Consider the following 24,507-nt stretch of genomic DNA (forward strand, 5'->3'; position numbering starts at 1 on the left):
AAGCTGACATGCAATTAAATGTAAATGACGCTCAAGCGATCGAAGTTTCCGAACTGACATTTGGCGGCGAGTTCAACGAGACGCTGGTTCACCAAGCAGTCGTGGCCTACATGGCTGGCGGCCGTCAGGGTAGCAAGCAGCAAAAGACCCGTTCCGACGTTCGTGGTGGCGGTAAGCGCCCATGGCGTCAGAAAGGTACTGGCCGTGCTCGTGCCGGTACTATCCGTAGCCCAATCTGGCGCGGCGGCGGCACCACTTTCGCAGCTCGTCCACAGGATCACTCCCAGAAGCTGAACAAGAAGATGTACCGCGCAGCAATGCGTTCCATCCTTGCTGAGCTGGTGCGTACTGATCGTCTGGTCGTGGTTCAGGATTTCGCAGTTGAAACTCCGAAAACCAAAGACCTGCTGGGCAAACTGAACAACATGAGCCTGACCGACGTTCTGATCGTGTCGGACGCTGTTGATCAGAACCTGTACCTGGCTGCTCGCAACCTGCCACACGTAGATGTGCGTGACGTGCAAGGTTCCGATCCAGTTAGTCTGATCGCATACGACAAGGTGTTGATCACCGTGTCGGCCGTGAAGAAATTCGAGGAGCTGCTGGGATGAACCAGGAACGCGTATTTAAAGTTCTGCTTGGCCCGCACGTTTCCGAGAAGGCTACGGTTCTGGCAGACAAGAAAGGCCAGTTCGTTTTCAAGGTTGCTACTGATGCAACCAAGCTGGAAATCAAGAAGGCCGTCGAAAGCCTGTTCAGCGTGAAAGTTGAGCGTGTTACTACCCTGAACGTTCTGGGTAAGAGCAAGCGCACCGCTCGCGGTCTGGGCAAGCGTAATGACTGGAAGAAGGCAGTTATCTCCCTTCAGCCAGGCCAAGATCTCGATTTCAGCAGCAGTGCTGAGTAAGGAAGGGGTGCATCATGGCAATCGTTAAATGCAAACCGACTTCCCCTGGCCGCCGTTTTGTGGTCAAGGTGGTCAACCAGGAGCTGCATAAAGGCGCTCCTCACGCACCGCTGCTCGAGAAAAAATCGAAGTCTGGTGGTCGTAACAACAATGGCCGTATTACCACTCGTCACATCGGTGGTGGTCATAAGCAGCATTATCGTCTGGTCGACTTCCGTCGTAACGACAAAGATGGCATCGCTGCCACTGTCGAGCGTATCGAATACGATCCAAACCGTACTGCTCACATCGCTCTGCTGCTGTACGCAGATGGCGAGCGTCGCTACATCATCGCCCCTAAAGGCGTGAGCGCTGGCGACCAGCTGATCGCAGGTGCTCTGGCACCGATCAAGCCGGGCAACGCTCTGCAACTGCGCAACATTCCAGTTGGTAGCACCGTACACGGCATCGAACTGAAGCCAGGTAAAGGCGCGCAAATCGCTCGTTCTGCTGGTGCTTCGGCTCAGCTGATCGCTCGTGAAGGCGTTTACGTGACCCTGCGTCTGCGTTCCGGTGAAATGCGTAAAGTGCTGGCTGAGTGCCGTGCGACCCTGGGCGAAGTCTCGAACTCCGAGCACAGCCTGCGTTCGCTGGGTAAAGCTGGTGCCAAGCGCTGGCGTGGCGTTCGCCCAACCGTTCGTGGTGTTGCCATGAACCCGGTTGACCACCCACATGGTGGTGGTGAAGGTCGTACCTCTGGTGGTCGTCATCCGGTATCGCCATGGGGCTTCCCGACTAAGGGCGCGAAGACTCGTGGTAATAAGCGTACCGACAAAATGATCGTCCGTCGTCGCAAGTAAATAGAGGGATACGACAGTGCCACGTTCTCTGAAAAAAGGTCCTTTTATTGATCTTCACCTACTGAAGAAGATCGAAGTGGCGGCGGAAAAGAACGATCGCAAACCAATTAAGACTTGGTCGCGTCGTTCGATGATCCTGCCACAAATGGTCGGTCTGACCATCGCAGTACACAACGGTCGTCAGCACGTCCCAGTTCTCGTTAACGAAGACATGGTCGGCCACAAACTGGGCGAGTTCGCCGGTACCCGCAACTATCGCGGGCACGTGGCAGACAAGAAAGCCAAGCGTTAAGGGGTAAGGAAATGGAAGTAGCCGCTAAGTTGTCGGGCGCTCGAATCTCCGCCCAGAAAGCCCGCTTGGTCGCCGACCAGATCCGCGGGAAGAAGGTGGGCGAAGCGCTCAACCTGTTGGCTTTCAGCAGTAAGAAAGCCGCCGAGATCATGAAAAAAGTGCTGGAGTCGGCCGTAGCCAACGCCGAGCATAACGAAGGCGCAGACGTTGATGACCTGAAGGTCAGCACCGTTTTCGTCAACGAAGGGCGTTCGCTGAAGCGCATCATGCCACGTGCCAAAGGCCGTGCTGATCGCATCGTCAAGCGGTCTTGCCATATCACTGTCAAGGTTGCTGACAAGTAACGGAGTCGAAGAGATGGGTCAGAAAGTACATCCCATTGGCATTCGCCTGGGAATCGTCAAGGAGCACACCTCCGTCTGGTACGCAGACGGTCGGACTTATGCGGACTACTTGTTCGCTGATCTGAAGGTGCGTGAATACCTCCAAGACAAACTAAAAAGCGCGTCCGTAAGCCGTATCGATATCCATCGTCCGGCCCAAACTGCACGCATCACCATCCACACCGCTCGTCCAGGTATCGTTATCGGGAAGAAAGGTGAAGATGTTGAGAAACTGCGTCAGGACCTGACCAAGCAAATGGGTGTGCCTGTGCACATCAATATCGAAGAGATCCGCAAGCCGGAGCTCGACGGTATGCTGGTTGCGCAGAGCGTAGCTCAGCAGCTGGAGCGTCGCGTAATGTTCCGTCGTGCTATGAAGCGCGCTGTACAGAACGCCATGCGCATTGGTGCCAAAGGCATCAAAATCCAAGTGAGCGGTCGTCTCGGCGGTGCTGAAATCGCACGTACTGAATGGTATCGCGAAGGTCGTGTGCCACTGCACACCCTGCGTGCCGACATCGACTATGCCAACTACGAAGCTCACACCACTTACGGTGTGATCGGTGTAAAGGTTTGGATCTTCAAGGGCGAAGTAATTGGTGGTCGCCAAGAAGAACTGAAACCACAAGCACCAGCGCCTCGTAAAAAAGCTGCTAAGTAAGGGGTACGCCAAATGTTGCAACCAAAGCGTACGAAGTTCCGCAAGCAGATGACCGGCCACAACCGTGGTCTGGCACTGCGCGGTAGCAAAGTCAGCTTCGGCGAGTTCGCGCTGAAGTCTGTAGCTCGTGGTCGTCTCACCGCTCGTCAGATCGAGTCAGCACGTCGTGCTCTGACCCGTCACGTAAAACGTGGCGGCAAGATCTGGATCCGTGTATTCCCGGACAAGCCGATCTCCAAGAAGCCTCTCGAGGTTCGTATGGGTAAAGGTAAGGGTAACGTGGAATACTGGGTTGCCCAGATTCAGCCAGGCAAAGTCCTGTATGAAATCGAGGGTGTTTCTGAAGAGCTGGCGCGTGAGGCTTTCGCCCTGGCTGCTGCAAAGCTGCCGCTCGCCACCTCCTTTGTTAAACGGACGGTGATGTGATGAAAGCGAATGAACTTCGTGAAAAATCCGCACAGCAGCTGAACGAGCAACTGCTCGGCTTGCTGCGCGACCAGTTCAATCTGCGTATGCAGAAAGCAACTGGCCAGTTGGGGCAGTCTCATCTGCTCTCGCAAGTTAAGCGTGACATCGCTCGCGTGAAGACTGTGCTCAACCAGCAGGCAGGTAAGTGATCATGGCTGAAGCCGAAAAAACTGTCCGTACGCTGACTGGCCGTGTTGTCAGCGACAAGATGGACAAAACCATCACCGTTCTGATCGAGCGTCGCGTTAAGCACCCGATCTACGGTAAATACGTTAAGCGTTCGACTAAGCTGCACGCGCACGACGAAACCAATCAGTGCCACATCGGCGACAAAGTCACTATTCGTGAAACTCGTCCGATGGCCAAGACCAAGTCTTGGGCGCTGGTTGATGTTCTCGAACGCGCTGTGGAAGTCTAAGGGCTAGGGGTCGGAGAAATTATATGATTCAGACTCAATCCATGCTCGATGTGGCCGATAACAGCGGCGCTCGCCGTGTTATGTGCATCAAGGTGCTGGGTGGCTCCCATCGTCGTTACGCTGGTATCGGTGACATCATCAAAGTTACCGTGAAGGAAGCAATTCCTCGCGGTAAGGTGAAAAAAGGCCAAGTGATGACTGCTGTTGTAGTCCGCACTCGTCACGGCGTACGTCGTGCTGATGGCTCCATTATCCGCTTTGATGGCAACGCTGCTGTTCTTCTGAACAACAAGCAAGAGCCGATCGGCACCCGTATCTTTGGGCCAGTGACCCGTGAACTTCGTACTGAGAAGTTCATGAAGATCGTCTCGCTCGCCCCAGAAGTGCTGTAAGGAGATCCGACATGCAAAAGATTCGTCGTGACGACGAGATCATCGTGATCGCCGGCAAAGACAAAGGTAAGCGCGGTAAGGTGCTGAAGGTTCTTGCTGACAACCGTCTGGTTGTTGGTGGTCTGAACCTGGTCAAGCGTCATACCAAGCCTAACCCGATGTCGGGCGTACAGGGCGGTATCGTCGAGAAAGAAGCGCCACTGCACGCTTCTAACGTCGCCATCTTCAATGGCGAAACCAACAAGGCTGACCGCGTTGGTTTCAAAGTAGAAGACGGTAAAAAAATTCGTGTCTTCAAGTCGACCCAAAAAGCGGTTGATGCTTGAACACTGCTAGGTAGAAGACCATGGCACGACTAAAAGAGATTTACCGGAAGGAAATCGCTCCGAAACTTAAGGAAGAACTTAAGCTTTCGAACGTGATGGAAGTTCCGCGCGTTACCAAAATCACCCTGAACATGGGTCTGGGCGAAGCGATCGGCGACAAAAAAGTCATCGAGCACGCTGTTGCTGACCTGGAAAAGATCACCGGCCAGAAAGTCGTTGTGACCTACGCTCGCAAATCCATCGCTGGCTTTAAAGTCCGTGAAGGTTGGCCGATCGGTGTCAAAGTGACTCTGCGCCGTGAGCGTATGTACGAGTTCCTGGATCGTCTGCTGTCGATCTCCCTGCCTCGGGTTCGCGACTTCCGCGGCCTGAATGCCAAGTCCTTCGATGGTCGTGGCAACTACAGCATGGGCGTGAAAGAGCAGATCATCTTCCCGGAAATCGACTACGACAAGATCGATGCTCTCCGCGGTCTGGACATTACCCTGACCACCACTGCTAAGAACGATGATGAAGGTCGCGCTCTGCTGCGCGCTTTCAAATTCCCGTTCCGCAACTGATTGGAGTAGGAAAATGGCCAAGAAGAGCATGAAAAACCGTGAGCTGAAGCGTCAGCTCACCGTTGCCAAGTACGCCACCAAGCGTGCAGCGCTGAAAGCTATCATCGTTGATCTGAACGCAAGTCCAGAAGCTCGTTGGGAAGCTACCGTAGCTCTGCAGAAGCAGCCACGTGACGCAAGCGCTTCGCGCATGCGTAACCGCTGCCGCCTGACTGGTCGTCCGCACGGCGTTTACCGCAAGTTCGGCCTGGGCCGTAACAAGCTGCGTGAAGCCGCAATGCGTGGTGACGTTCCAGGTCTGGTTAAAGCCAGCTGGTAATTGCTGTCAAAGTCTCGATGGTCGGGTTCGCAAGAACCTGACCATCGGTGGCCTTGAACATGAATCAAGCCCCTTTTGGGGCTTGATTCATTTCTGGGGTATGTCTAGAATGACCGGCTCGCCTGAGCCCGTGTTTTTTACACCCGGAATTTCTCGGCGACAAGTAGTAGCCGCAAGGCTAATTTTTCTGTATTAGGAGCGTCTAGCCCATGAGTATGCAGGACCCGTTAGCGGACATGCTAACTCGAATCCGTAATGCCCAGATGGCTGAAAAGTCCGTCGTAAGCATGCCTTCTTCCACGTTGAAGGTGGCTGTAGCTAAAGTCCTGAAGGACGAAGGTTACATCGCGGGTTATCAGATCAGCAGCGAAACAAAACCACTGCTGTCTATCGAGCTGAAATATTTCGAAGGCCGTCCGGTCATCGAAGAAGTCAAGCGCGTTAGCCGTCCAGGCCTGCGTCAGTACAAGTCCGTCGAAGAACTGCCAAAAGTACGTGGCGGTCTCGGTGTGTCTATCGTCTCCACCAACAAAGGTGTGATGACTGATCGTGCTGCGCGCGCTGCCGGTGTCGGCGGCGAAGTTCTTTGCACTGTGTTCTAAGGGGGGATAAGCATGTCTCGCGTCGCTAAGAACCCCGTTAAGCTGCCAGCCGGTGTCGAAGTCAAATTCGCAGGCCAACAGCTTTCGGTGAAGGGTGCCAAGGGCACTCTCGAACTGAACGTCCATTCGTCTGTTGAGATCGTTGAAGAGGCCGGTGAGCTGCGTTTTGCTGCTCGCAATGGCGATCAACAAACTCGCGCAATGGCCGGTACCACTCGTGCGTTGGTTAACAACATGGTCCAAGGCGTAAGCCAAGGCTTCGAGCGCAAGCTCCAGCTGGTCGGTGTTGGTTACAAAGCGCAAGCAAAAGGCACAGTGCTGAACCTGGCTCTTGGCTTCTCGCACCCAGTGGATTATGAACTGCCGGAAGGCATCACCGCTGAGACCCCTAGCCAGACCGATATCCTGATCAAGGGCATCGACAAGCAGCTGGTAGGTCAAGTGGCCGCCGAGATCCGCGACTTCCGTCCACCAGAGCCGTACAAAGGCAAAGGTGTGCGCTACGCGGACGAAGTCGTCCGTCGTAAAGAAGCCAAGAAGAAGTAGGGCATAGCAAATGACCGACAAAAAAGTTACTCGACTGCGTCGCGCTCGCAAAGCACGCCTGAAAATGCACGAACTCGAAGTCGTGCGTCTCTGCGTGTTCCGCTCGTCGCAGCACATCTACGCCCAGGTCATTTCGGCCGACGGCAACAAAGTCCTGGCAAGCGCCTCGACTTTGGATAAAGAACTGCGTGATGGCGCCACTGGCAACATCGACGCGGCCACTAAGGTTGGCCAGCTGGTCGCTACGCGTGCTAAGGCCGCTGGCGTCTCGCAGGTGGCTTTCGACCGCTCTGGCTTCAAGTACCACGGCCGCGTTAAAGCGCTGGCTGATGCTGCTCGTGAAGCTGGGCTGGAGTTCTAAGTTATGTCAAATAACGACCAAAAGCGCGACGAAGGCTACATTGAGAAGCTGGTTCAAGTTAACCGCGTAGCCAAAACCGTTAAAGGCGGCCGTATCTTCACTTTCACCGCGTTGACCGTGGTTGGTGATGGTAAAGGGCGTGTTGGCTTCGGCCGTGGCAAGTCGCGTGAAGTGCCTGCTGCGATCCAGAAGGCAATGGAAGCTGCTCGCCGCAACATGATCCAGGTTGATCTGAACGGCACCACTCTGCAGTACGCAATGAAGTCCGCTCATGGCGCTTCGAAGGTGTACATGCAGCCTGCTTCTGAAGGTACCGGTATCATCGCTGGCGGCGCTATGCGTGCTGTCCTCGAAGTTGCTGGCGTTCAGAACGTTCTGGCCAAGTGCTACGGCTCGACTAACCCGGTAAACGTGGTTCACGCCACTTTCAAGGGTCTGAAAGCCATGCAATCTCCTGAGTCCATTGCTGCCAAGCGTGGCTTGACTGTCAAGGAGATCATCTGATCATGGCTACCGTTAAAGTTACGCTGATCAAAAGCATGACCGGCCGCATCCCTAACCACAAACTGTGCGTTAAGGGTCTGGGTCTGCGTCGCATCGGTCACACTGTAGAAGTCCAGGATACTCCCGAGAATCGCGGGATGATCAACAAGGCTTACTACATGCTGCGTGTCGAGGGTTAATCGATGAAACTCAATGATCTGAGTCCAGCGCCGGGTTCCCGTCGCGAAAAGCATCGTCCGGGCCGTGGTATCGGTAGTGGTTTGGGTAAGACTGGTGGCCGTGGTCACAAGGGTCAGACCTCCCGCTCCGGTGGCACCATTGCTCCAGGCTTTGAAGGCGGTCAACAGCCGCTGCATCGTCGCCTGCCGAAGTTCGGTTTCGTTTCCCTGAAAGCCATGGACCGCGCAGAAGTGCGTCTGTCCGAGCTGGCTAAAGTGGAAGGCGACATCGTCACCGTGCAGTCCCTGAAAGATGCCAACGTGATCAACGTCAACGTACAGCGTGTGAAAATCATGCTGTCCGGTGAAGTGGCTCGCGCTGTCACTATCGGCAAGGGAATCGGCGCCACCAAAGGTGCGCGTGCGGCTATCGAAGCAGCTGGCGGCAAGTTCGAGGAATAAATGGCTAAGCAAGGTGCTCTCTCTGCGCTCGGCAAAGGCGGTATGTCTGAACTCTGGGCTCGTCTGCGTTTTCTGTTCCTGGCGATTATCGTCTACCGAATAGGCGCACACATCCCGGTTCCAGGTATCAACCCGGACCGACTCGCGGACCTGTTTCGACAGAATGAGGGGACCATTCTTAGCTTGTTCAACATGTTTTCCGGCGGCGCGCTGGAACGGATGAGCATTTTTGCACTGGGAATCATGCCGTATATTTCGGCATCGATCATCATGCAACTGATGACCGCCGTCAGCCCGCAGCTGGAACAGTTGAAGAAGGAAGGTGAAGCTGGCCGTCGCAAGATCAGCCAGTACACCCGCTACGGCACCGTCGTCCTCGCTCTCGTCCAGGCCATTGGCATGTCCATTGGCCTGGCGGGGCAGGGCGTTGCGTTCACTGGTGACTTTGGCTTCCATTTCGTCGCGGTATCCACTTTTGTGGCTGGTGCGATGTTCATGATGTGGCTGGGTGAGCAGATTACTGAGCGTGGTGTAGGCAACGGTATCTCGATGTTGATTTTTTCGGGTATCGTCGCCGGTCTTCCGAGAGCAATCGGGCAGTCTTTCGAGTCTGCGCGTCAGGGTGATATCAACATCTTCGCCCTGGTTGCCATCGGTTTGCTGGCAGTAGCGATTATCGGTTTCGTGGTGTTCATTGAGCGTGGTCAGCGTCGTATCGCTGTTCACTACGCCAAGCGTCAGCAGGGCCGCAAGGTTTTCGCTGCGCAGACTAGCCACTTGCCGCTGAAGGTGAACATGGCCGGCGTTATTCCGGCTATTTTCGCGAGCAGCATTTTGCTGTTCCCGGCTTCGTTGGGTGCCTGGTTTGGTCAGTCTGAAGGTATGGGCTGGTTGCAGGACATCTCGCAGTCGATCGCTCCTGGTCAGCCGTTGAATATTCTGCTGTTTAGTGCAGGGATTATTTTCTTCTGCTTCTTCTATACGGCGTTGATGTTCAATCCGAAAGACGTAGCGGAAAACCTGAAGAAGTCCGGTGCCTTTATTCCGGGCATCCGTCCAGGTGAGCAGTCTGCGCGCTACATTGATGGCGTTCTGACTCGCTTGACCATGTTCGGTGCTCTTTACATGACGGCCGTATGCTTGTTGCCCCAGTTCCTGGTGGTTGCAGCAAACGTTCCGTTCTACCTTGGCGGGACCTCGTTGCTGATCGTGGTCGTGGTTGTGATGGACTTCATGTCCCAAGTACAATCGCACCTCGTTTCGCACCAGTACGAATCCCTGATGAAGAAAGCCAACCTGAAGGGTTACGGCAGCGGCATGTTGCGCTGAGTACCCATAAGGTTCGAGGAGTTGGTGATGAAAGTTCGTGCATCGGTGAAAAAGCTGTGCCGTAACTGCAAGATTATTCGCCGCGAAGGTGTTGTTCGAGTAATTTGCAGCGCGGAACCGCGTCACAAACAGCGCCAAGGCTGAGTGTGATTGTGCTTCAAGCCCGGCAGCTAGTGCGCTGCCGGGTTGATTATTTGTTATTACAGCGATATTATCTCGCGCCCTATTTCTTGGCTTCCGGGGCGTAGGTAGCTGTCAATTGGAGTCCCACTGAATGGCCCGTATTGCAGGCGTTAACATTCCAGATAACAAGCATACTGTTATCTCGCTGACCTACATCTATGGTGTTGGTCGCACTACTGCACAGAAAATTTGTGCAGAGACTGGGGTAAACCCAGCCGCAAAGATCAAGGATCTGAGCGACGAGCAGATTGAACAGCTGCGTGGCGAAGTGGCGAAGTTCACCACTGAAGGTGACCTGCGTCGCGAAATCAACATGAAAATCAAGCGCTTGATGGACCTCGGTTGCTATCGCGGTCTGCGTCATCGTCGTGGTCTGCCAGTACGCGGTCAGCGTACCAAGACCAACGCGCGTACCCGTAAAGGTCCGCGTAAGCCGATCCGCAAGTAATCGCCCCAGCGAATCGACAGGAATTTAATCATGGCAAAACCTGCTGCTCGTCCTCGTAAAAAAGTTAAAAAGACAGTGGTTGATGGCATCGCCCACATCCATGCTTCTTTTAACAACACCATCGTGACCATTACCGACCGTCAAGGTAACGCTCTTTCCTGGGCTACCTCTGGTGGTTCGGGTTTCCGCGGTTCCCGCAAGTCCACCCCGTTCGCTGCTCAAGTAGCTGCTGAGCGTGCTGGTCAAGCTGCGCTGGAATACGGCCTGAAAAACCTCGACGTGAACGTCAAGGGTCCAGGTCCAGGTCGTGAATCCGCAGTCCGCGCTTTGAACGGCTGTGGCTACAAGATCGCCAGCATCACCGACGTGACGCCAATCCCGCACAACGGGTGCCGTCCGCCGAAGAAGCGCCGCGTGTAATCCAGGAGATTGTAAAGAATGGCTCGTTACATTGGTCCAAAATGCAAACTCGCTCGTCGCGAAGGCACCGATCTCTTCCTGAAGAGCGGCGTGCGCGCGATCGAATCGAAGTGCAACATTGAAGCAGCACCTGGTATCCACGGCCAACGCCGCGGTCGCCAGTCCGACTACGGCACCCAACTGCGTGAAAAGCAGAAGGTCCGTCGTATCTACGGCGTTCTCGAGCGTCAATTCAGCGGCTACTACAAAGAAGCTGCTGGCAAGAAAGGTGCAACCGGTGAAAACCTGCTGCAACTGCTCGAATGCCGTCTGGACAACGTCGTATACCGTATGGGCTTTGGTTCGACTCGTGCCGAATCCCGTCAGCTGGTATCGCACAAGTCGATCAGCGTTAACGGTCAGACCGTAAACGTTCCTTCGTACCAGGTTCGTGCTGGTGACGTGGTCGCTGTTCGCGAGAAAGCAAAAAATCAACTTCGCATTGTCCAAGCTCTCGATCTGTGTGCTCAACGTGGCCGCGTAGAGTGGGTAGAAGTAGACACTGAGAAGAAGTCGGGCGTTTTCAAGAACGTTCCTGCTCGCAGTGATCTGTCCGCCGACATCAACGAAAGCCTGATTGTCGAGCTCTACTCCAAGTAAGGGCTAGAAAATAGGTGCATCCATGCAGATTTCGGTAAATGAGTTCCTGACACCCCGCCATATTGATGTGCAGGTTGTCAGTCCAACCCGCGCCAAGATCACTCTCGAGCCTCTCGAGCGTGGTTTCGGCCACACCCTGGGCAACGCGCTGCGACGCATCCTGTTGTCCTCAATGCCCGGCTGCGCAGTAGTCGAGGCCGAGATTGACGGTGTGCTCCACGAGTACAGCGCCATCGAAGGTGTACAGGAAGACGTAATTGAAATCCTGTTGAACCTTAAAGGTCTGGCTATCAAGCTGCACGGCCGTGACGAAGTTACGCTGACCTTGTCGAAGAAGGGTTCGGGGGTGGTTACCGCTGCCGATATTCAGCTGGATCATGATGTCGAGATCGTTAATCCCGATCACGTAATCGCTAACCTGGCGTCTAACGGCGCCCTGAACATGAAGCTCACCGTAGCTCGTGGTCGTGGTTATGAACCAGCAGACTCGCGTCAGAGCGATGAAGACGAAAGCCGCAGCATCGGTCGCTTGCAGCTTGACTCTTCGTTCAGCCCGGTTCGCCGTATCGCATACGTGGTGGAAAACGCCCGTGTCGAGCAGCGTACCAACCTGGACAAGCTGGTTATTGATCTGGAAACCAACGGTACTCTGGATCCTGAAGAGGCTATCCGTCGTGCTGCAACCATCCTGCAACAGCAGTTGGCTGCGTTCGTCGACCTCAAAGGTGACAGTGAGCCAGTGGTTGTCGAGCAGGAAGACGAGATCGATCCGATCCTGCTTCGCCCGGTTGACGATCTGGAACTGACTGTACGTTCGGCTAACTGCCTTAAGGCGGAAAACATCTATTACATCGGTGACCTGATTCAGCGCACCGAAGTAGAGCTGTTGAAGACTCCGAACCTGGGCAAGAAATCCTTGACTGAAATCAAGGACGTTCTGGCCTCCCGCGGTCTGTCCCTCGGCATGCGCCTCGACAACTGGCCGCCTGCAAGTCTTAAGAAGGACGACAAGGCGACTGCCTGATCGTCGTAATCACCGAACGTAGTGTTTGGTAAGGAATGAACCATGCGTCATCGTAAAAGTGGTCGCCACCTGAGCCGCACCAGCTCGCACCGCAAGGCCATGTTCCAAAACATGGCAGTGTCGCTGTTCGAGCACGAGCTGATCAAAACTACTCTGCCAAAAGCCAAAGAACTGCGCCGCGTTGCCGAGCCGCTGATCACTCTGGCCAAGACAGACAGCGTTGCTAACCGTCGTCTGGCTTTCGACCGTACTCGTTCGAAAGCTATCGTTGGTAAGCTCTTCAACGACCTGGGCAAGCGTTACGCTACCCGTGAGGGTGGCTACCTGCGCATCCTCAAGTGCGGTTTCCGCGCTGGCGACAACGCGCCTATGGCGTACGTCGAACTGGTTGATCGTGCTGTTGGCGGTGAAGCTGTATCCGCTGAGTAAGACGTCAGTCTGAAACAAAGAACCGGGCCTAGTGCCCGGTTTTTTGTGCCCGCAAGAAATGCGCGGTTCGTACAAGCTTCTACCCTGTCTGGGTCTGCACTATGTGCGGGGATTTTTCGTTAGCTTTTTTCTATTGATGACCATGAGTTAATGAATTTGTGGCTGTCATGTTGATGATCGATACTCCCCAACAAGCCGATTAGCCGGCAGTTCAAGACTGACAGAGGAAGAAGATCGCATGAGCCAGAACAAGACGCTTACGACTGCCAGCGGCGCGCCAGTCGCCGACAACCAGAACTCCCGTTCCGCCGGGCCGCGTGGTCCGTTGCTGCTCGAAGACTTTCACTTGATCGAGAAGCTTGCCCACTTCAACCGTGAAAACATTCCGGAACGCCGTGTGCACGCCAAAGGTTCGGGCGCCTACGGTACTTTCACTGTCACTCGCGATATCACGAAGTACACCAGCGCCAAACTGTTCTCTGCTGTCGGTAAGCAGACACCAACCTTTCTGCGTTTTTCCACGGTGGGTGGTGAGCGTGGGTCGGCGGACACCGAGCGCGATCCTCGTGGCTTTGCCCTGAAGTTCTACACCGAAGAAGGCAACTGGGACATCGTCGGCAACAACACGCCGGTGTTCTTCATTCGTGATCCGCTGAAATTCCCTGACTTTATCCACACCCAGAAGCGCTTGCCGCAAAGCAATCTGAAAAGTGCGCAGATGATGTGGGATTTCTGGTCGCACTCGCCGGAGGCGCTGCACCAGGTCACCATTCTGTTTTCTGATCGCGGCATTCCAGACGGCTACCGCCACATGCACGGCTTCGGTAGTCACACTTATAGCTTGATCAGTGCGCAAGGCGAGCGTCACTGGGTGAAATGGCACTACAAAACCAAACAAGGGATCAAGAACCTCGCGCCCGCAGACGCGGCGCGCCTGGCGGGTACCGATCCTGATTACGCGCAGCGTGATTTGTTCGAGGCCATCGAGCGCGGTGACTTCCCGAAATGGAGTGTGTGCATCCAGATCATGACCGAAGCCCAGGCCGCAGCACATTACGAGAACCCGTTCGACGTGACCAAGACCTGGTCGCAGAAGGAGTTCCCGCTGATCGAAGTCGGTGAGCTGGAGTTGAATCGCAACCCGCTGAACTACTTCGCCGAAGTCGAGCAAGCTGCATTTGGCCCAAGCAACATGGTCCCGGGTGTCGGTCTTTCGCCGGATCGCATGCTGCAAGGTCGCGTGTTTGCCTACGCCGATGCGCATCGTTATCGCGTCGGCACCAATCACCAGCAACTGCCGGTGAACGCCCCGCGCAGTCCGGTGAATACTTATCAGCGCGACGGTTCGATGGCATTCGGCAGCAATGGTGGTGCGGCACCTAATTACGAGCCGAACAGCTACGTGGAGTCGCCGAAGCAGGCGCCGCATTACGCTGAGCCTGCGCTGGGCTTGAGTGGCGCGGCAGATCGCTACGATCACCGCGAAGATACCGACTACTACAGCCATGCCGGTGCGCTGTTCCGTTTGATGAGCGATGAGCAGAAAGCGCTGTTGGTCAGCAACATCGCCGGTGCGATGGCGGGTGTTTCGAGTGATGTTGTCGACCGCCAGTTGCAGCATTTCTACAAGGCCGACCCGGCGTATGGAGAAGCAATCGCAAAGCTGCTCAACGTACAGCTTAACGAAGTCTAAACGAGAAGCAGAACCGCCCTCATTAGGGCGGTTTTTGCGTTATTTAACCTGCTTTTCTCAGAATATCTTCGCTTTTATTGCGCGAAGTGAGTGACCTCGCAGTCAGGTTGGTTCAAACTACAGACTTTCAAGAAGGGAGATGTAGGGCGATGCAAGGCCACCCAGACGTTATCGATTACCTCAACACGTTGCTGACCGGCGAGCTGGCTGCGCGTGACCAATATTTTGTGCATTCGCGGATGTATGAGGACTGGGGATTCACCAAGCTCTACGAACGAATCAACCACGAGATGGAAGAAGAAGCCGGTCACGCTGACGCTCTGATGCGCCGGATTCTGATGCTGGAAGGCACGCCGCGCATGCGTCCGGATGATCTGGATGTCGGTACCACGGTGGAGACGATGCTCGAAGCGGATCTGCGCCTTGAGTACAAAGTTCGTGCCGCACTGTGCAAAGGCATCGAGCTGTGCGAAAAGAATGGCGACTACGTAAGCCGCGATATCCTCAAGCTCCAGTTGCATGACACTGAAGAAGACCACACCTACTGGCTTGAAAAGCAGTTGGGCCTGATCAAGCTGATCGGTATTCAGAACTATCTGCAATCCCACGCATCCTGATTGCGTCAGTTACAAAAAAGCCCCTGTCAGTTAAGAAGTGACAGGGGCTTTTTCATGTCCGGCAATCAGGCTCGATCGCGGATCAGCAGCGGCTTGAGGTAATGACCGGTGTGAGACTGCTTCATCTCGGCCACTTCCTCCGGTGTTCCGGTAGCAATGATCTGCCCACCTTTCGAACCGCCCTCGGGCCCGAGATCCACCAGCCAGTCGGCGGTCTTGATCACGTCGAGGTTGTGTTCGATCACCACCACAGTGTTGCCGTGGTCGCGCAGTCGATGCAGCACATCCAGCAATTGCTGGATATCCGCGAAGTGCAGACCGGTGGTCGGCTCATCGAGGATGTACAGGGTCTTGCCGGTATCGCGCTTGGACAGCTCGCGAGACAGCTTGACCCGCTGCGCCTCACCGCCGGATAGCGTAGTCGCCGACTGCCCGAGCTTGATGTACGACAGACCTACATCCATCAGTGTTTGCAGCTTGCGCGCGAGCGCCGGCACCGCGTCGAAGAACTCCCGCGCTTCCTCGATGGTCATTTCGAGGGTTTCGTGGATGCTCTTGCCCTTGTATTTGATCTCCAGGGTTTCGCGGTTGTAGCGTTTGCTCTTGCACACGTCGCACGGGACGTAGATGTCCGGCAGGAAGTGCATTTCCACCTTGATCAGGCCATCGCCCTGGCAGGCTTCGCAACGACCGCCCTTGACGTTGAACGAGAAGCGCCCCGGGCCATAGCCACGGGAGCGGGACTCGGGCACGCCTGCGAAGAGTTCGCGAATCGGTGTGAACAGACCGGTGTAGGTTGCCGGGTTGGAGCGCGGCGTACGACCGATCGGGCTCTGGTCGATATCGACGACCTTGTCCAGATGCTCCAGGCCCTTGATGCTGTCGTGGGCTGCCGCTTCCAAAGTGGTTGCGCCATTGAGTGCCGTGGCGCTCAGCGGGAACAGCGTGTTGTTGATCAGCGTTGATTTGCCCGAGCCGGAAACACCGGTCACGCACGTCAGCAGACCGATCGGAATTTCCAGATCGACGTTGCGCAGGTTGTTGCCGCGCGCGCCCTTGAGCGACAGGACCTGTTTCTTGTTGCGCGGCGTGCGTTTGGCCGGCACTTCGATCTTGACCCGCCCCGACAGGTATTTGCCGGTCAGCGAATCCGGGTGCGCCATGACTTCGGCCGGCGTGCCCTCGGCGACGATCTGCCCGCCATGAACCCCGGCGCCCGGGCCGATATCCACCACGTAGTCGGCCAGCCGGATCGCGTCTTCGTCATGCTCGACCACAATCACCGTGTTGCCGATGTCGCGCAGGTGCTTGAGGGTGCCGAGCAGTCGATCGTTGTCGCGCTGGTGCAGGCCGATGGACGGTTCGTCGAGAATGTACAGAACACCGACCAGGCCTGCGCCAATCTGGCTGGCAAGGCGAATCCGCTGGGCTTCACCGCCAGACAGCGTGTCGGCGCTGCGATCCAGCGACAGATAGTCCAGCCCCACGTTGACCAGGAACTGCAGACGCTCGCGGATCTCCTTGAGGATCTTGTCGGCGATTTCACCGCGCCGGCCAGTCATCTTCAGTTCGCCGAAGTAGTCGCAGGCATCGCCGATCGGCAGATTGGTCACTGCCGGCAGGGTTTTCTCGCCAACCCATACATGCCGCGCCTCTCGACGCAGACGGGTGCCACGGCAATCCGGGCAGGACTGGGTGCTGAGGAACTTCGCCAGTTCTTCGCGCACGCTCGCCGACTCGGTTTCGCGGTAGCGACGCTCGAGGTTCGGCACAATGCCTTCGAACGGGTGCGAGCGTTTGACGATGTCGCCTCGGTCGTTGAGGTATTTGAAATCGACGTTCTGCGAACCGCTGCCGTGCAGGATGTACTTCTGCTGATCGGCCGGCAGTTCGTTGAACGGCTGCTCCAGGCTGAAGCCGTAATGTGCGGCCAGCGAGCCAAGCATCTGGAAGTAATAGACGTTGCGCCGGTCCCAGCCGCGAATCGCACCCTCGGCCAGCGTGAGCTCGCCGTTGACCAGCCGCTTGATGTCGAAAAACTGCTTCACGCCCAGACCGTCACAGGTCGGGCAGGCACCGGCCGGGTTGTTGAAGGAAAACAGCTTGGGTTCCAGTTCGCTGATCGCATGGCCGCAGATCGGGCAGGCGAAACGTGCTGAGAAGATCATCTCTTCGCCCGGCTCGTCGTCCATCGGCGCCACCAGAGCGATGCCGTCCGCCAGCTTCAGCGCGGTCTCGAAGGATTCGGCCAGGCGCTGTTGCATGTCGGCGCGCACCTTGAAGCGGTCGACCACGACTTCGATCGTGTGCTTCTTCTGCTTATCCAGTTTCGGCAGCTCGTCCAGCTCGCAGAGCCGACCGTTGACCCGGGCCCGGACGAAACCCTGGGCACGCAGCTCTTCGAATACCGAAAGGTGCTCGCCCTTGCGTTCGCGGATCACCGGCGCCAGCAGCATAAGCTTGCTGCCTTCCGGCTGTGCCAGCACCAGGTCAACCATCTGGCTGACAGTCTGTGCTTCCAGCGGGATGTCGTGATCCGGGCAGCGCGGCGTACCGACGCGCGCATAGAGCAGACGCAGGTAGTCGTAGATTTCGGTGATGGTGCCGACCGTGGAGCGCGGGTTGTGCGAGGTAGACTTCTGTTCGATGGAGATCGCCGGCGACAGGCCTTCGATAGTGTCGACGTCGGGCTTTTCCATCATCGAAAGGAACTGCCGGGCGTAGGCCGACAGGGATTCGACATAGCGGCGCTGACCTTCGGCGTACAGCGTGTCGAAGGCCAGGGACGACTTGCCGGATCCGGACAGGCCGGTGATGACGATCAGTTTGTCCCGTGGCAGGGTCAGGTCGATGTTCTTCAGGTTGTGGGTGCGGGCCCCACGAATCAGGATCTTGTCCAAAATGGCCTCGCTCGGCGGGCGTCGAAAACACAGGAGTATACGGCCAAATACTGGATGGATGCACACTATCAAGTGAAGGGATTTCTGCCTTACATGAAGAGAGTTTCATCTGTACGTGGCAAAGCGTCGCGATATACCCCGTCTTTCGATGGGACTGGTAGAATCGCCGCCGGTTCACACGAGGTTTTTCCATGCACGATCCCCACAGCGAACGCATGAGTGGCAGCGAGACCCGCGCGGCGAGCGGTCTGGCCCTGGTGTTCGCCTTCCGTATGCTTGGCATGTTCATGGTGCTGCCGGTACTGGCGACCTATGGCATGGATCTGGCGGGAGCGACCCCGGCCCTTATCGGGCTGGCGATTGGCGCTTACGGCCTGACCCAGGCGATTTTCCAGATTCCGTTCGGGATCATTTCCGACCGTATCGGCCGCCGTCCTGTGATTTATCTGGGGCTGATCGTCTTCGCCCTCGGCAGTGTGCTGGCGGCCCAGGCCGACTCGATCTGGGGCGTGATTGCCGGCCGCGTCCTGCAGGGCGCCGGCGCGATTTCAGCGGCGGTCATGGCCCTGCTTTCCGATCTCACTCGCGAACAACACCGCACCAAGGCCATGGCCATGATCGGCATGACCATCGGCCTGTCGTTCGCCGTGGCCATGGTGGTCGGTCCTCTGCTGACCCGCGCGTTTGGTCTGTCCGGTCTGTTCCTTGCCACTGGCGGGATGGCACTGGTCGGCATCGTGATCGTGATGTTCATGGTGCCGAAGTCCACCGGGCCGCTGAGTCATCGCGAATCCGGCGTGGCGCGTCAGGCGTTGATGCCGACGCTCAAGCACCCGGACCTGCTGCGGCTGGACCTGGGCATCTTTGTGTTACATGCGATGTTGATGTCGAGCTTCGTCGCGCTGCCCCTGGCCCTGGTCGAAAAAGCCGGGCTGCCCAAGGAGCAGCATTGGTGGGTCTACCTCACAGCCTTGCTGATCTCTTTCTTCGCCATGATTCCGTTCATTATCTACGGCGAGAAAAAACGCAAAATGAAACGAGTTTTGCTCGGCGCCGTCATGACGCTGATGCTGACTGAGCTATTCTTCTGGCAGTTCGGTGACAGCTTGCGGGCTCTGGTGATCGGGACGGTGGTGTTCTTTACCGCGTTCAATCTGCTGGAAGCCTCGCTGCCGTCGCTGATCAGCAAGGTTTCACCGGCAGGTGGCAAAGGCACGGCGATGGGCGTGTACTCCACCAGCCAGTTCCTCGGTTCTGCACTCGGCGGGATTCTCGGCGGCTGGATGTTCCAGCATGGCGGTCTGTCGGTTGTGTTCCTCGGATGTGCCGGGCTGGCTGCACTTTGGCTGGCCTTTGCTGTTACCATGCGCGAACCTCCCTACGTGACGAGCCTGCGCCTGCCGTTGTCGCCCGAAGCGATCCGCGAAGCGGGTCTGGTCGAGCGTCTCAAGGCCCTCGTAGGGGTAACTGATGCAGTCATAGTTGCTGATGAAGCGGCGATCTACATCAAACTGGACACCGAATTAATGGATCGCACCACTCTTGAGCGCCTGGTGAACAACCCGGCGCAGACTGCGTGCGAAGCCTAGGAGAACGTTATGGCCCGTGGGGTTAACAAAGTCATTCTGGTCGGTACTTGCGGCCAGGATCCCGAAGTACGCTACCTGCCCAACGGTAACGCCGTGACCAACCTGAGTCTGGCGACCAGCGAGCAATGGACCGACAAGCAGACCGGTCAGAAGGTCGAGAAGACCGAGTGGCACCGTGTATCGATGTTCGGCAAGGTTGCCGAAATCGCCGGCGAATACCTGCGCAAGGGTTCGCAGGTATACATCGAAGGCAAGCTGCAGACCCGTGAGTGGGAAAAAGACGGTATCAAGCGTTACACCACCGAAATCGTGGTCGACATGCAAGGCACCATGCAACTGCTGGGCGGCCGTCCACAACAGGGCGACCAACAAGGCGGTGGCAACAACTATCAGCAGCAGGCGCCACGCCAACAGGCTCCGCGTCCGCAGCAGTCGGCACCGCAACAGCGTTCGGCTCCGGCTCCACAGCAGGCCGCACCGCAGCCAGCTCCGGATTTCGACAGTTTCGATGACGATATCCCGTTCTGATTGAAGCGCCCGAACCCTTTCCGGTTTGCATTCGAAGCCCCCGCATTGCGGGGGCTTCGTCGTTTTGGTCGGCGCACATGGTTTTCGATGATCGTGAACTGACTGATCGGTCCCCGCGTTCAGGGCAATAAAGTTTCGCGTAGAGTCTTGAAGGCAGCGGCAAGCCAATCCATGATCGGTCCGGCGCTTTCGAGTCCGTCCATTTTGCAAGAGCGGGCTCCCCGGTGTCGGGTGTCAGTTCCATCACAAGAACAAGAGAAAACGATGAGCAGTAGCAAGAACAAGGAAATCGAGTACCTGCGCGGAGTGGCCATCCTGATGACGGTCTTTGCCCATAGCACTCTGCTGTTGCCATTCCATAACGCGTTCATGGAGAAGCTCTTCAACGTCTATTCCCCTTGGTCGGGGGTGGATCTGTTCTTCTGTATTTCAGGTTTTGTCGTCAGCAAGGCCTATCTCGACTACTTCGACAAGAACCGCGAACAAAACCGGTTCGGCCTCGCCGCCACTTCATTCTGGATTCGTCGCGCCTATCGTCTATTGCCCACGGCGTGGCTGTGGGTGCTGATCCCGCTGGCGTTTTCGATCTTTTTCAACCAGTCGAATGCTTTCCAGTCGTGGTTCGAGAATCTGCGCAGCTTCACCGCCGTCGCGACATTCACGGGGAATCTGGCGAACCAGTACGGCGTCCTGCTGGGGCCAAACTCGGTGTATTGGAGCCTGGCGCTGGAGGAGCAGTTTTACTTCATTTTCCCGCTGTTCCTGCTGCTGATCACCTCCACGCGCTGGCGGGTGATCACCCTGATCGCGCTGATCGCCGTGCAGTTCCCCTTCAATCGCTATGCGTTTGGCGGGCCATTGGCCGGCATGCTTTTCTCGTTCCGTCTGGATGCGATGATGTGGGGCATTTTGCTGTGCCTGTTTACACGCACATCGTTGTACAAGGACATTGAACCCACGGCATTGGGTGCCAGCTTGTTCAAGCGGCTGGCGCTCACGCTGTTCCTGCTTTACATGCTCGGCGCCATTGCCGGTCAGATGATCGCCATGCCGATCGCGGTGGGGCTGATCGCAATCAATGCGTTGATTCTTGTCTGGCTCTCCAGCTACCAGAAGGGCTACATCTACTGTCCGGCTATTTTGAGCGGACTCGGGCAATGGCTGGGCTCGCGCTCATACGCCTTGTACGTCGTGCATATGTTCGCCTACCACTTGAGCACCGAGATCTGGAGCCGGGTGGCCAGCGAAAGAGGTGTCGAGCTGGGGCCGGAGTTCACTGTGCAGATGTTGCTCACCTCGTTTGCAATCATGTTGGTGTGCAGCGAGCTGAACTACCGTTTTGTCGAAACCCCATTGCGTCGTCGCGGTGCGGAAATCGCGCGCCGGAGAATGGCCGGGGTCAGCACCGCCGAACCCGTCAAGGACAAGCCTGTGTCTGAGGTGCCGGCGCGTACGACCGAATTGTCGTAATCGATGCCGGAAACGAAAAACCCGTAGCGCGCAAACGCTACGGGTTTTTTAATGCCAGCCTCGAATCAGTCAAGAATCAGATGCGGTAAAAACCGGCTCGAATCCTTGGTGATCAGACTGTTGTCTTCACGTACGCCGATACCCGCTGCCTGGTCGCCGATCACCCAGGAGCCAATCAGCGTGTAGCTGTCATCGAACTTCGGCAGCGGCGCAAATTCCTGCAGGATGAAGGGCGCGTCCGTGTAGGGGCCGTCCTCTTTGACAATCAGACCGTCGGCGGTTTGCAGCTCGATGTTGGCGCCTTCACGGGAAAAGTACGGTTTGCGTACCCAGCCCTTGGGCACCGCGCTGCCTGGATTCGGGTCGAGATGCGCAGCCAGCAGGTTCGGATGGCCTTTATGCAGTTCCCAGAGCAAGGGCAGGGCGCCTTTGTTGGAGAGAATGGCCTTCCAGGCCGGTTCGAAAAACTGCGTGTCGCATTCGGCAATGGCAGCGCCGAACGGTTCGTGGAAAATGAACTCCCAAGCGTGCAGCTTGAACAGGTGCGGGATCCAGCGATCTTCAAGATCGACGAAGCGTCCTTCGGCGGTCAGACCGATGTCTTCGATATCGATGTGCCGTGATTCAATGCCGACCTTTTCCGCGATCAGTCGCAGGTAGTCCGTGGTGCCCTTGTCCTCGACCGAGCCTTTCATCGAGGCAAAGTAGAACGGGCGCTTGAGCTTCAGCTGGGCAAAGGCTTCGTGCAGGCGGGTATCTATGCTGTTGAACTGGTCAGCATGGCGCGGCAGCATTCCGCGCTCGATGCATTGCTCCAGCCAGCCCCACTGGAACGCCGCCGCTTCGTACAGGCTGGTGGGCGTGTCGTAGTTGAGCTCCAGCAACTTCGCCGGGCCATTGCCGCCGTAGGAGAAATCCATGCGTCCGTACAGATGCGGATGACCTTCCAGCCAGGACGTTCGGATCATGTCGTAGTACGACGGGGGAATGCTCAGACGATCAAGCAATTCCTCGCTGTGCACGACCCGGTCGACCAGATCCATGCACATCTCGTGCAGTTCGGTGGTCGGATCCTCTAGATCGTTTTCGATCTGCGCGAGCGTGAACTGGTAGTACGCGCGCTCGTCCCAGTAGGGTTCGTCGTCGATGGTGTGAAACAGGAAGCCGAGGCTTTCGGCCGTCTGTTTCCAGTCGTGGCGCTCTGCGCAATGGATCTTCTTCATGATCAGCTGCTCGAACTGCCCCAGCCGCCCCAACCGCTGCGCGCACTGGACTGGCTGCCGAAACCGCCACGGGAAGTCGAAGACGCCACGTTGACCGACTTGCTGCGGGAGCTGGTGTAGTCCGAATCGCTTCGAGTCGTCGGAGCCGATTCGATGCGGCGGTTCAGTGTCGAGGTGTCGTATGTCTGGCGAGTGTCACGATCGCGATAGACCGTCCGTGTGTCGCTTGCGCGATTGTTGCTCATGGCATTGCCGATCAGCCACCCGCTGAGCCAGCCGTTACCACCGCCACCGCCACCACCACTGGAAACGTGGGATGTGCTCTGTGTTGTCTGGGCAGGTGCCGGGTCACCCGCTGGCATCTGCGCATTGGCGATCGCATCGAGGTTCTGCGCCGGCTCAACACTTTGCGGCACCTTGAAGCCACCCAGCTTCGGTACAAAACGGCCGTCGGAATTCTTCTGACACCAACCGGCGGCGAAGTCCGCGTCGCACTGTGCCTTGTCGTCATAGGCCGGGGCGATGCGCCGGTGTTCGGTCAGGGCCGCAACGTAGGCGTTCGAGCAGGCATCGGCAGCCACTTCGGCGTCGACACACTGTTCCACGCTCTGGAAGTTGCGTTGTTCCTGGGCGGCCACTTCGCCGGAAATCGCCAGCGCCACCGAGGCCGCCAGGGACAGTTGAACGTACTTGCTTCGTTTCATCTCAGGCTTCCTGCCGTTCAGTAGGACGGTGTCATGCACGCGGCGTTGAGCATGCCGACGCTGATCGCCACCGCAGCGACGTAGATGCCGGCGGCGACTTCACCGTTGGCGATGCGTTGGGATGTGCCTTTGAGCACCAGCCCGGTGGCCAGGAATGCCAGCAATTGCACGGCGGCGGCGATGACTGCCCAGAGCACGAAATCGAGGACGTTGATCGAGTGGGCGATGATGTTGCTCGCCGGAATCGCGAAACCGATGATCGCACCTGACAGGGCGATGGCGGCAGCGTTGTTGCCGCCGCGAATCAGTTCGAATTCCTTGTGTGGCGTGATGCGGGTGTAGACGAACTGAAACAGCATGAACAGCAGCACGGCGCCGATCAGGTAGGCGGCGAAACCGACCAGCGCGGCCTTGTTCAGGGAAACGGACAGCACTTCCAGCATGGGGAACTTCCTTTTAAATGGTGCTCAGATCGGTGGTGTACAGCGAGATGCCGAGCGATGTGCTCAGGCTGACGGTGCCTTCTTCGTCCTGTTCGACGGAGAACAGCAGCAGTTCACGGCGGTCGGTCAGGCCGGTTTCCCGGGCATACAGCATCGAATGGTGTTCGATGGTGTAGGACTCGTCGGGATTGACCACTTGTTCGGTGAGCGGGACCAGTTCGGTCTGGCCGCGTTCGGTACCCCATTCACGGGTGAAGGACACACCGTCATGGGTGTAGGCCGGCAGGCCGATCAGGCTGTTCGGGCCCGCCAGTCGCTGCAACTCGGCGTCACTGTTGACGGTGACGTAGCTGACGTAATTGAACAGGGTCACCGATTCGATCTGGTCGTCGCCGGTGACGTGGACCTGCAGCCAGAAATCTTCGTTGTTCAAGTAATAGCGATGCAGCTTGTTCGACTGACCAAGGTCGATCCAGCCGGCACTCCAGATGGCCTGGGCATCGGGCACCCGTACCGAAGTGCTGCCATCGAGCAGCAGGCCGAGCGTCGTATCGAACCGGATCCCCTTGCCCTGCGCCAGGCCAAGCGGGCCGCCGACAGCTTCCGGTGTTGGAGCCGGGGTCCCCAGCAAGTTCTTTAACCATCCCATGGGTACATTCCTTGAAGCGGG

At 56.9% G+C, this 24,507-nt stretch carries 36 protein-coding genes; 31 read left to right on the forward strand and 5 right to left on the reverse strand.

Annotated features, from left to right (window positions below; translation table 11 throughout):
* The first annotated feature begins 8 nt into the window (after positions 1 to 8).
* The 28 genes from rplD to bfr all read left to right on the forward strand — a co-directional run bounded on the left by rplD (position 9) and on the right by bfr (position 14,980).
* Positions 9 to 611 carry a 50S ribosomal protein L4 gene (rplD, locus tag ACW9HX_RS15555; protein WP_003228735.1) on the forward strand — a complete coding sequence of 201 codons (603 nt, stop codon included), beginning with the start codon at positions 9 to 11 and terminating at the stop codon, positions 609 to 611.
* Positions 608 to 907 (forward strand): 50S ribosomal protein L23, encoded by a 300-nt coding sequence (gene rplW / locus ACW9HX_RS15560; protein WP_002555488.1) that lies wholly within the window; start codon positions 608 to 610, stop codon positions 905 to 907. The genes rplD and rplW overlap by 4 nt, the downstream gene beginning before the upstream one ends.
* 14 nt (positions 908 to 921) lie before the next feature.
* Positions 922 to 1,746, forward strand: a complete 825-nt coding sequence (gene rplB, locus ACW9HX_RS15565; protein ID WP_003186055.1) for a 50S ribosomal protein L2 — start codon at positions 922 to 924, stop codon at positions 1,744 to 1,746.
* 16 nt (positions 1,747 to 1,762) lie between these two features.
* Positions 1,763 to 2,038, forward strand: a complete 276-nt coding sequence (gene rpsS, locus ACW9HX_RS15570) for a 30S ribosomal protein S19 (RefSeq protein ID WP_011336172.1) — start codon at positions 1,763 to 1,765, stop codon at positions 2,036 to 2,038.
* An 11-nt stretch (positions 2,039 to 2,049) separates the two neighbouring features.
* Positions 2,050 to 2,382: a 50S ribosomal protein L22 gene (gene rplV, locus ACW9HX_RS15575; RefSeq protein WP_003103908.1), complete on the forward strand. Its 333-nt coding sequence runs from the start codon at positions 2,050 to 2,052 to the stop codon at positions 2,380 to 2,382.
* Between the two features lie 13 nt (positions 2,383 to 2,395).
* Entirely contained in the window at positions 2,396 to 3,082 is a 687-nt protein-coding gene (rpsC, locus tag ACW9HX_RS15580) for a 30S ribosomal protein S3 (RefSeq protein WP_003176422.1), read from the forward strand.
* Between the two features lie 12 nt (positions 3,083 to 3,094).
* Positions 3,095 to 3,508, forward strand: coding sequence for a 50S ribosomal protein L16 (rplP, locus tag ACW9HX_RS15585; RefSeq protein WP_003228729.1), 414 nt, complete (start codon positions 3,095 to 3,097; stop codon positions 3,506 to 3,508).
* Entirely contained in the window at positions 3,508 to 3,699 is a 192-nt protein-coding gene (gene rpmC / locus ACW9HX_RS15590) for a 50S ribosomal protein L29 (RefSeq protein ID WP_002555481.1), read from the forward strand. The genes rplP and rpmC overlap by 1 nt, the downstream gene beginning before the upstream one ends.
* 2 nt (positions 3,700 to 3,701) lie before the next feature.
* On the forward strand, positions 3,702 to 3,968 hold the full coding sequence (gene rpsQ, locus ACW9HX_RS15595; protein ID WP_003194644.1) for a 30S ribosomal protein S17: 267 nt from the start codon (positions 3,702 to 3,704) through the stop codon (positions 3,966 to 3,968).
* Between the two features lie 23 nt (positions 3,969 to 3,991).
* Positions 3,992 to 4,360 (forward strand): 50S ribosomal protein L14, encoded by a 369-nt coding sequence (gene rplN / locus ACW9HX_RS15600; protein ID WP_002555479.1) that lies wholly within the window; start codon positions 3,992 to 3,994, stop codon positions 4,358 to 4,360.
* An 11-nt stretch (positions 4,361 to 4,371) separates the two neighbouring features.
* On the forward strand, positions 4,372 to 4,686 hold the full coding sequence (gene rplX, locus ACW9HX_RS15605) for a 50S ribosomal protein L24 (RefSeq protein ID WP_003186046.1): 315 nt from the start codon (positions 4,372 to 4,374) through the stop codon (positions 4,684 to 4,686).
* Between the two features lie 20 nt (positions 4,687 to 4,706).
* Positions 4,707 to 5,246 (forward strand): 50S ribosomal protein L5, encoded by a 540-nt coding sequence (rplE, locus tag ACW9HX_RS15610; protein WP_003210069.1) that lies wholly within the window; start codon positions 4,707 to 4,709, stop codon positions 5,244 to 5,246.
* Between the two features lie 13 nt (positions 5,247 to 5,259).
* Entirely contained in the window at positions 5,260 to 5,565 is a 306-nt protein-coding gene (rpsN, locus tag ACW9HX_RS15615; protein WP_003228726.1) for a 30S ribosomal protein S14, read from the forward strand.
* A gap of 209 nt (positions 5,566 to 5,774) precedes the next feature.
* A complete protein-coding gene (gene rpsH, locus ACW9HX_RS15620) occupies positions 5,775 to 6,167 on the forward strand; it encodes a 30S ribosomal protein S8 (RefSeq protein ID WP_011336171.1) in 393 nt (130 codons plus the stop codon).
* Between the two features lie 12 nt (positions 6,168 to 6,179).
* Complete coding sequence (gene rplF, locus ACW9HX_RS15625) at positions 6,180 to 6,713, forward strand: 50S ribosomal protein L6 (RefSeq protein WP_025129400.1); 534 nt, start codon at positions 6,180 to 6,182, stop codon at positions 6,711 to 6,713.
* A 10-nt stretch (positions 6,714 to 6,723) separates the two neighbouring features.
* The gene (rplR, locus tag ACW9HX_RS15630) at positions 6,724 to 7,074 is read left to right on the forward strand and encodes a 50S ribosomal protein L18 (RefSeq protein WP_003186037.1); all 351 of its coding nucleotides are present in this window, start codon (positions 6,724 to 6,726) and stop codon (positions 7,072 to 7,074) included.
* 3 nt (positions 7,075 to 7,077) lie between these two features.
* Entirely contained in the window at positions 7,078 to 7,578 is a 501-nt protein-coding gene (rpsE, locus tag ACW9HX_RS15635; protein ID WP_457381296.1) for a 30S ribosomal protein S5, read from the forward strand.
* A gap of 2 nt (positions 7,579 to 7,580) precedes the next feature.
* Entirely contained in the window at positions 7,581 to 7,757 is a 177-nt protein-coding gene (gene rpmD / locus ACW9HX_RS15640) for a 50S ribosomal protein L30 (RefSeq protein ID WP_003176408.1), read from the forward strand.
* A 3-nt stretch (positions 7,758 to 7,760) separates the two neighbouring features.
* On the forward strand, positions 7,761 to 8,198 hold the full coding sequence (gene rplO / locus ACW9HX_RS15645) for a 50S ribosomal protein L15 (protein WP_011336169.1): 438 nt from the start codon (positions 7,761 to 7,763) through the stop codon (positions 8,196 to 8,198).
* The gene (secY, locus tag ACW9HX_RS15650) at positions 8,199 to 9,527 is read left to right on the forward strand and encodes a preprotein translocase subunit SecY (RefSeq protein WP_003228718.1); all 1,329 of its coding nucleotides are present in this window, start codon (positions 8,199 to 8,201) and stop codon (positions 9,525 to 9,527) included.
* Between the two features lie 27 nt (positions 9,528 to 9,554).
* Positions 9,555 to 9,671 (forward strand): 50S ribosomal protein L36, encoded by a 117-nt coding sequence (rpmJ, locus tag ACW9HX_RS15655; RefSeq protein WP_002555468.1) that lies wholly within the window; start codon positions 9,555 to 9,557, stop codon positions 9,669 to 9,671.
* A 130-nt stretch (positions 9,672 to 9,801) separates the two neighbouring features.
* On the forward strand, positions 9,802 to 10,158 hold the full coding sequence (gene rpsM / locus ACW9HX_RS15660; RefSeq protein WP_009045849.1) for a 30S ribosomal protein S13: 357 nt from the start codon (positions 9,802 to 9,804) through the stop codon (positions 10,156 to 10,158).
* 30 nt (positions 10,159 to 10,188) lie between these two features.
* Positions 10,189 to 10,578 (forward strand): 30S ribosomal protein S11, encoded by a 390-nt coding sequence (rpsK, locus tag ACW9HX_RS15665; protein WP_002555466.1) that lies wholly within the window; start codon positions 10,189 to 10,191, stop codon positions 10,576 to 10,578.
* Between the two features lie 18 nt (positions 10,579 to 10,596).
* A complete protein-coding gene (gene rpsD / locus ACW9HX_RS15670) occupies positions 10,597 to 11,217 on the forward strand; it encodes a 30S ribosomal protein S4 (protein ID WP_003176404.1) in 621 nt (206 codons plus the stop codon).
* Positions 11,218 to 11,239: 22 nt separating this feature from the next.
* A complete protein-coding gene (locus ACW9HX_RS15675; RefSeq protein ID WP_003186012.1) occupies positions 11,240 to 12,241 on the forward strand; it encodes a DNA-directed RNA polymerase subunit alpha in 1,002 nt (333 codons plus the stop codon).
* A gap of 42 nt (positions 12,242 to 12,283) precedes the next feature.
* On the forward strand, positions 12,284 to 12,670 hold the full coding sequence (gene rplQ / locus ACW9HX_RS15680) for a 50S ribosomal protein L17 (protein ID WP_007955635.1): 387 nt from the start codon (positions 12,284 to 12,286) through the stop codon (positions 12,668 to 12,670).
* A gap of 238 nt (positions 12,671 to 12,908) precedes the next feature.
* Positions 12,909 to 14,363 (forward strand): catalase, encoded by a 1,455-nt coding sequence (locus ACW9HX_RS15685; RefSeq protein ID WP_457381297.1) that lies wholly within the window; start codon positions 12,909 to 12,911, stop codon positions 14,361 to 14,363.
* A 149-nt stretch (positions 14,364 to 14,512) separates the two neighbouring features.
* Positions 14,513 to 14,980: a bacterioferritin gene (bfr, locus tag ACW9HX_RS15690; protein ID WP_007955633.1), complete on the forward strand. Its 468-nt coding sequence runs from the start codon at positions 14,513 to 14,515 to the stop codon at positions 14,978 to 14,980.
* A 65-nt stretch (positions 14,981 to 15,045) separates the two neighbouring features.
* Here the strand turns inward: bfr and uvrA are convergent, their stop codons facing one another.
* Entirely contained in the window at positions 15,046 to 17,880 is a 2,835-nt protein-coding gene (gene uvrA, locus ACW9HX_RS15695) for an excinuclease ABC subunit UvrA (RefSeq protein WP_457381298.1), read from the reverse strand.
* 191 nt (positions 17,881 to 18,071) lie between these two features.
* Between uvrA and ACW9HX_RS15700 the strand changes: the two genes are divergently transcribed.
* The 3 genes from ACW9HX_RS15700 (at position 18,072) to ACW9HX_RS15710 (ending at position 21,467) form a co-directional block, all read left to right on the forward strand.
* A complete protein-coding gene (locus ACW9HX_RS15700) occupies positions 18,072 to 19,469 on the forward strand; it encodes an MFS transporter (protein ID WP_457381299.1) in 1,398 nt (465 codons plus the stop codon).
* A gap of 9 nt (positions 19,470 to 19,478) precedes the next feature.
* On the forward strand, positions 19,479 to 19,997 hold the full coding sequence (locus ACW9HX_RS15705; RefSeq protein WP_003228709.1) for a single-stranded DNA-binding protein: 519 nt from the start codon (positions 19,479 to 19,481) through the stop codon (positions 19,995 to 19,997).
* Positions 19,998 to 20,261: 264 nt separating this feature from the next.
* Positions 20,262 to 21,467: an acyltransferase family protein gene (locus tag ACW9HX_RS15710; protein ID WP_457381300.1), complete on the forward strand. Its 1,206-nt coding sequence runs from the start codon at positions 20,262 to 20,264 to the stop codon at positions 21,465 to 21,467.
* A gap of 65 nt (positions 21,468 to 21,532) precedes the next feature.
* Here ACW9HX_RS15710 and ACW9HX_RS15715 read toward each other — a convergent pair whose 3' ends face one another.
* From ACW9HX_RS15715 to ACW9HX_RS15730, 4 genes are read right to left on the reverse strand one after another with little or no spacing between them, the layout of a single operon-like run.
* Complete coding sequence (locus tag ACW9HX_RS15715) at positions 21,533 to 22,690, reverse strand: glutathionylspermidine synthase family protein (protein WP_457381301.1); 1,158 nt, start codon at positions 22,688 to 22,690, stop codon at positions 21,533 to 21,535.
* A 2-nt stretch (positions 22,691 to 22,692) separates the two neighbouring features.
* Positions 22,693 to 23,394 (reverse strand): DUF1190 domain-containing protein, encoded by a 702-nt coding sequence (locus ACW9HX_RS15720; RefSeq protein ID WP_457381302.1) that lies wholly within the window; start codon positions 23,392 to 23,394, stop codon positions 22,693 to 22,695.
* A 17-nt stretch (positions 23,395 to 23,411) separates the two neighbouring features.
* Positions 23,412 to 23,837, reverse strand: a complete 426-nt coding sequence (locus ACW9HX_RS15725) for a DUF350 domain-containing protein (RefSeq protein WP_085712345.1) — start codon at positions 23,835 to 23,837, stop codon at positions 23,412 to 23,414.
* A gap of 13 nt (positions 23,838 to 23,850) precedes the next feature.
* Positions 23,851 to 24,486 carry a DUF2491 family protein gene (locus tag ACW9HX_RS15730; RefSeq protein ID WP_457381303.1) on the reverse strand — a complete coding sequence of 212 codons (636 nt, stop codon included), beginning with the start codon at positions 24,484 to 24,486 and terminating at the stop codon, positions 23,851 to 23,853.
* Positions 24,487 to 24,507: the final 21 nt, after the last annotated feature.

The organism is Pseudomonas sp. SDO52101_S400 (assembly GCF_054071635.1).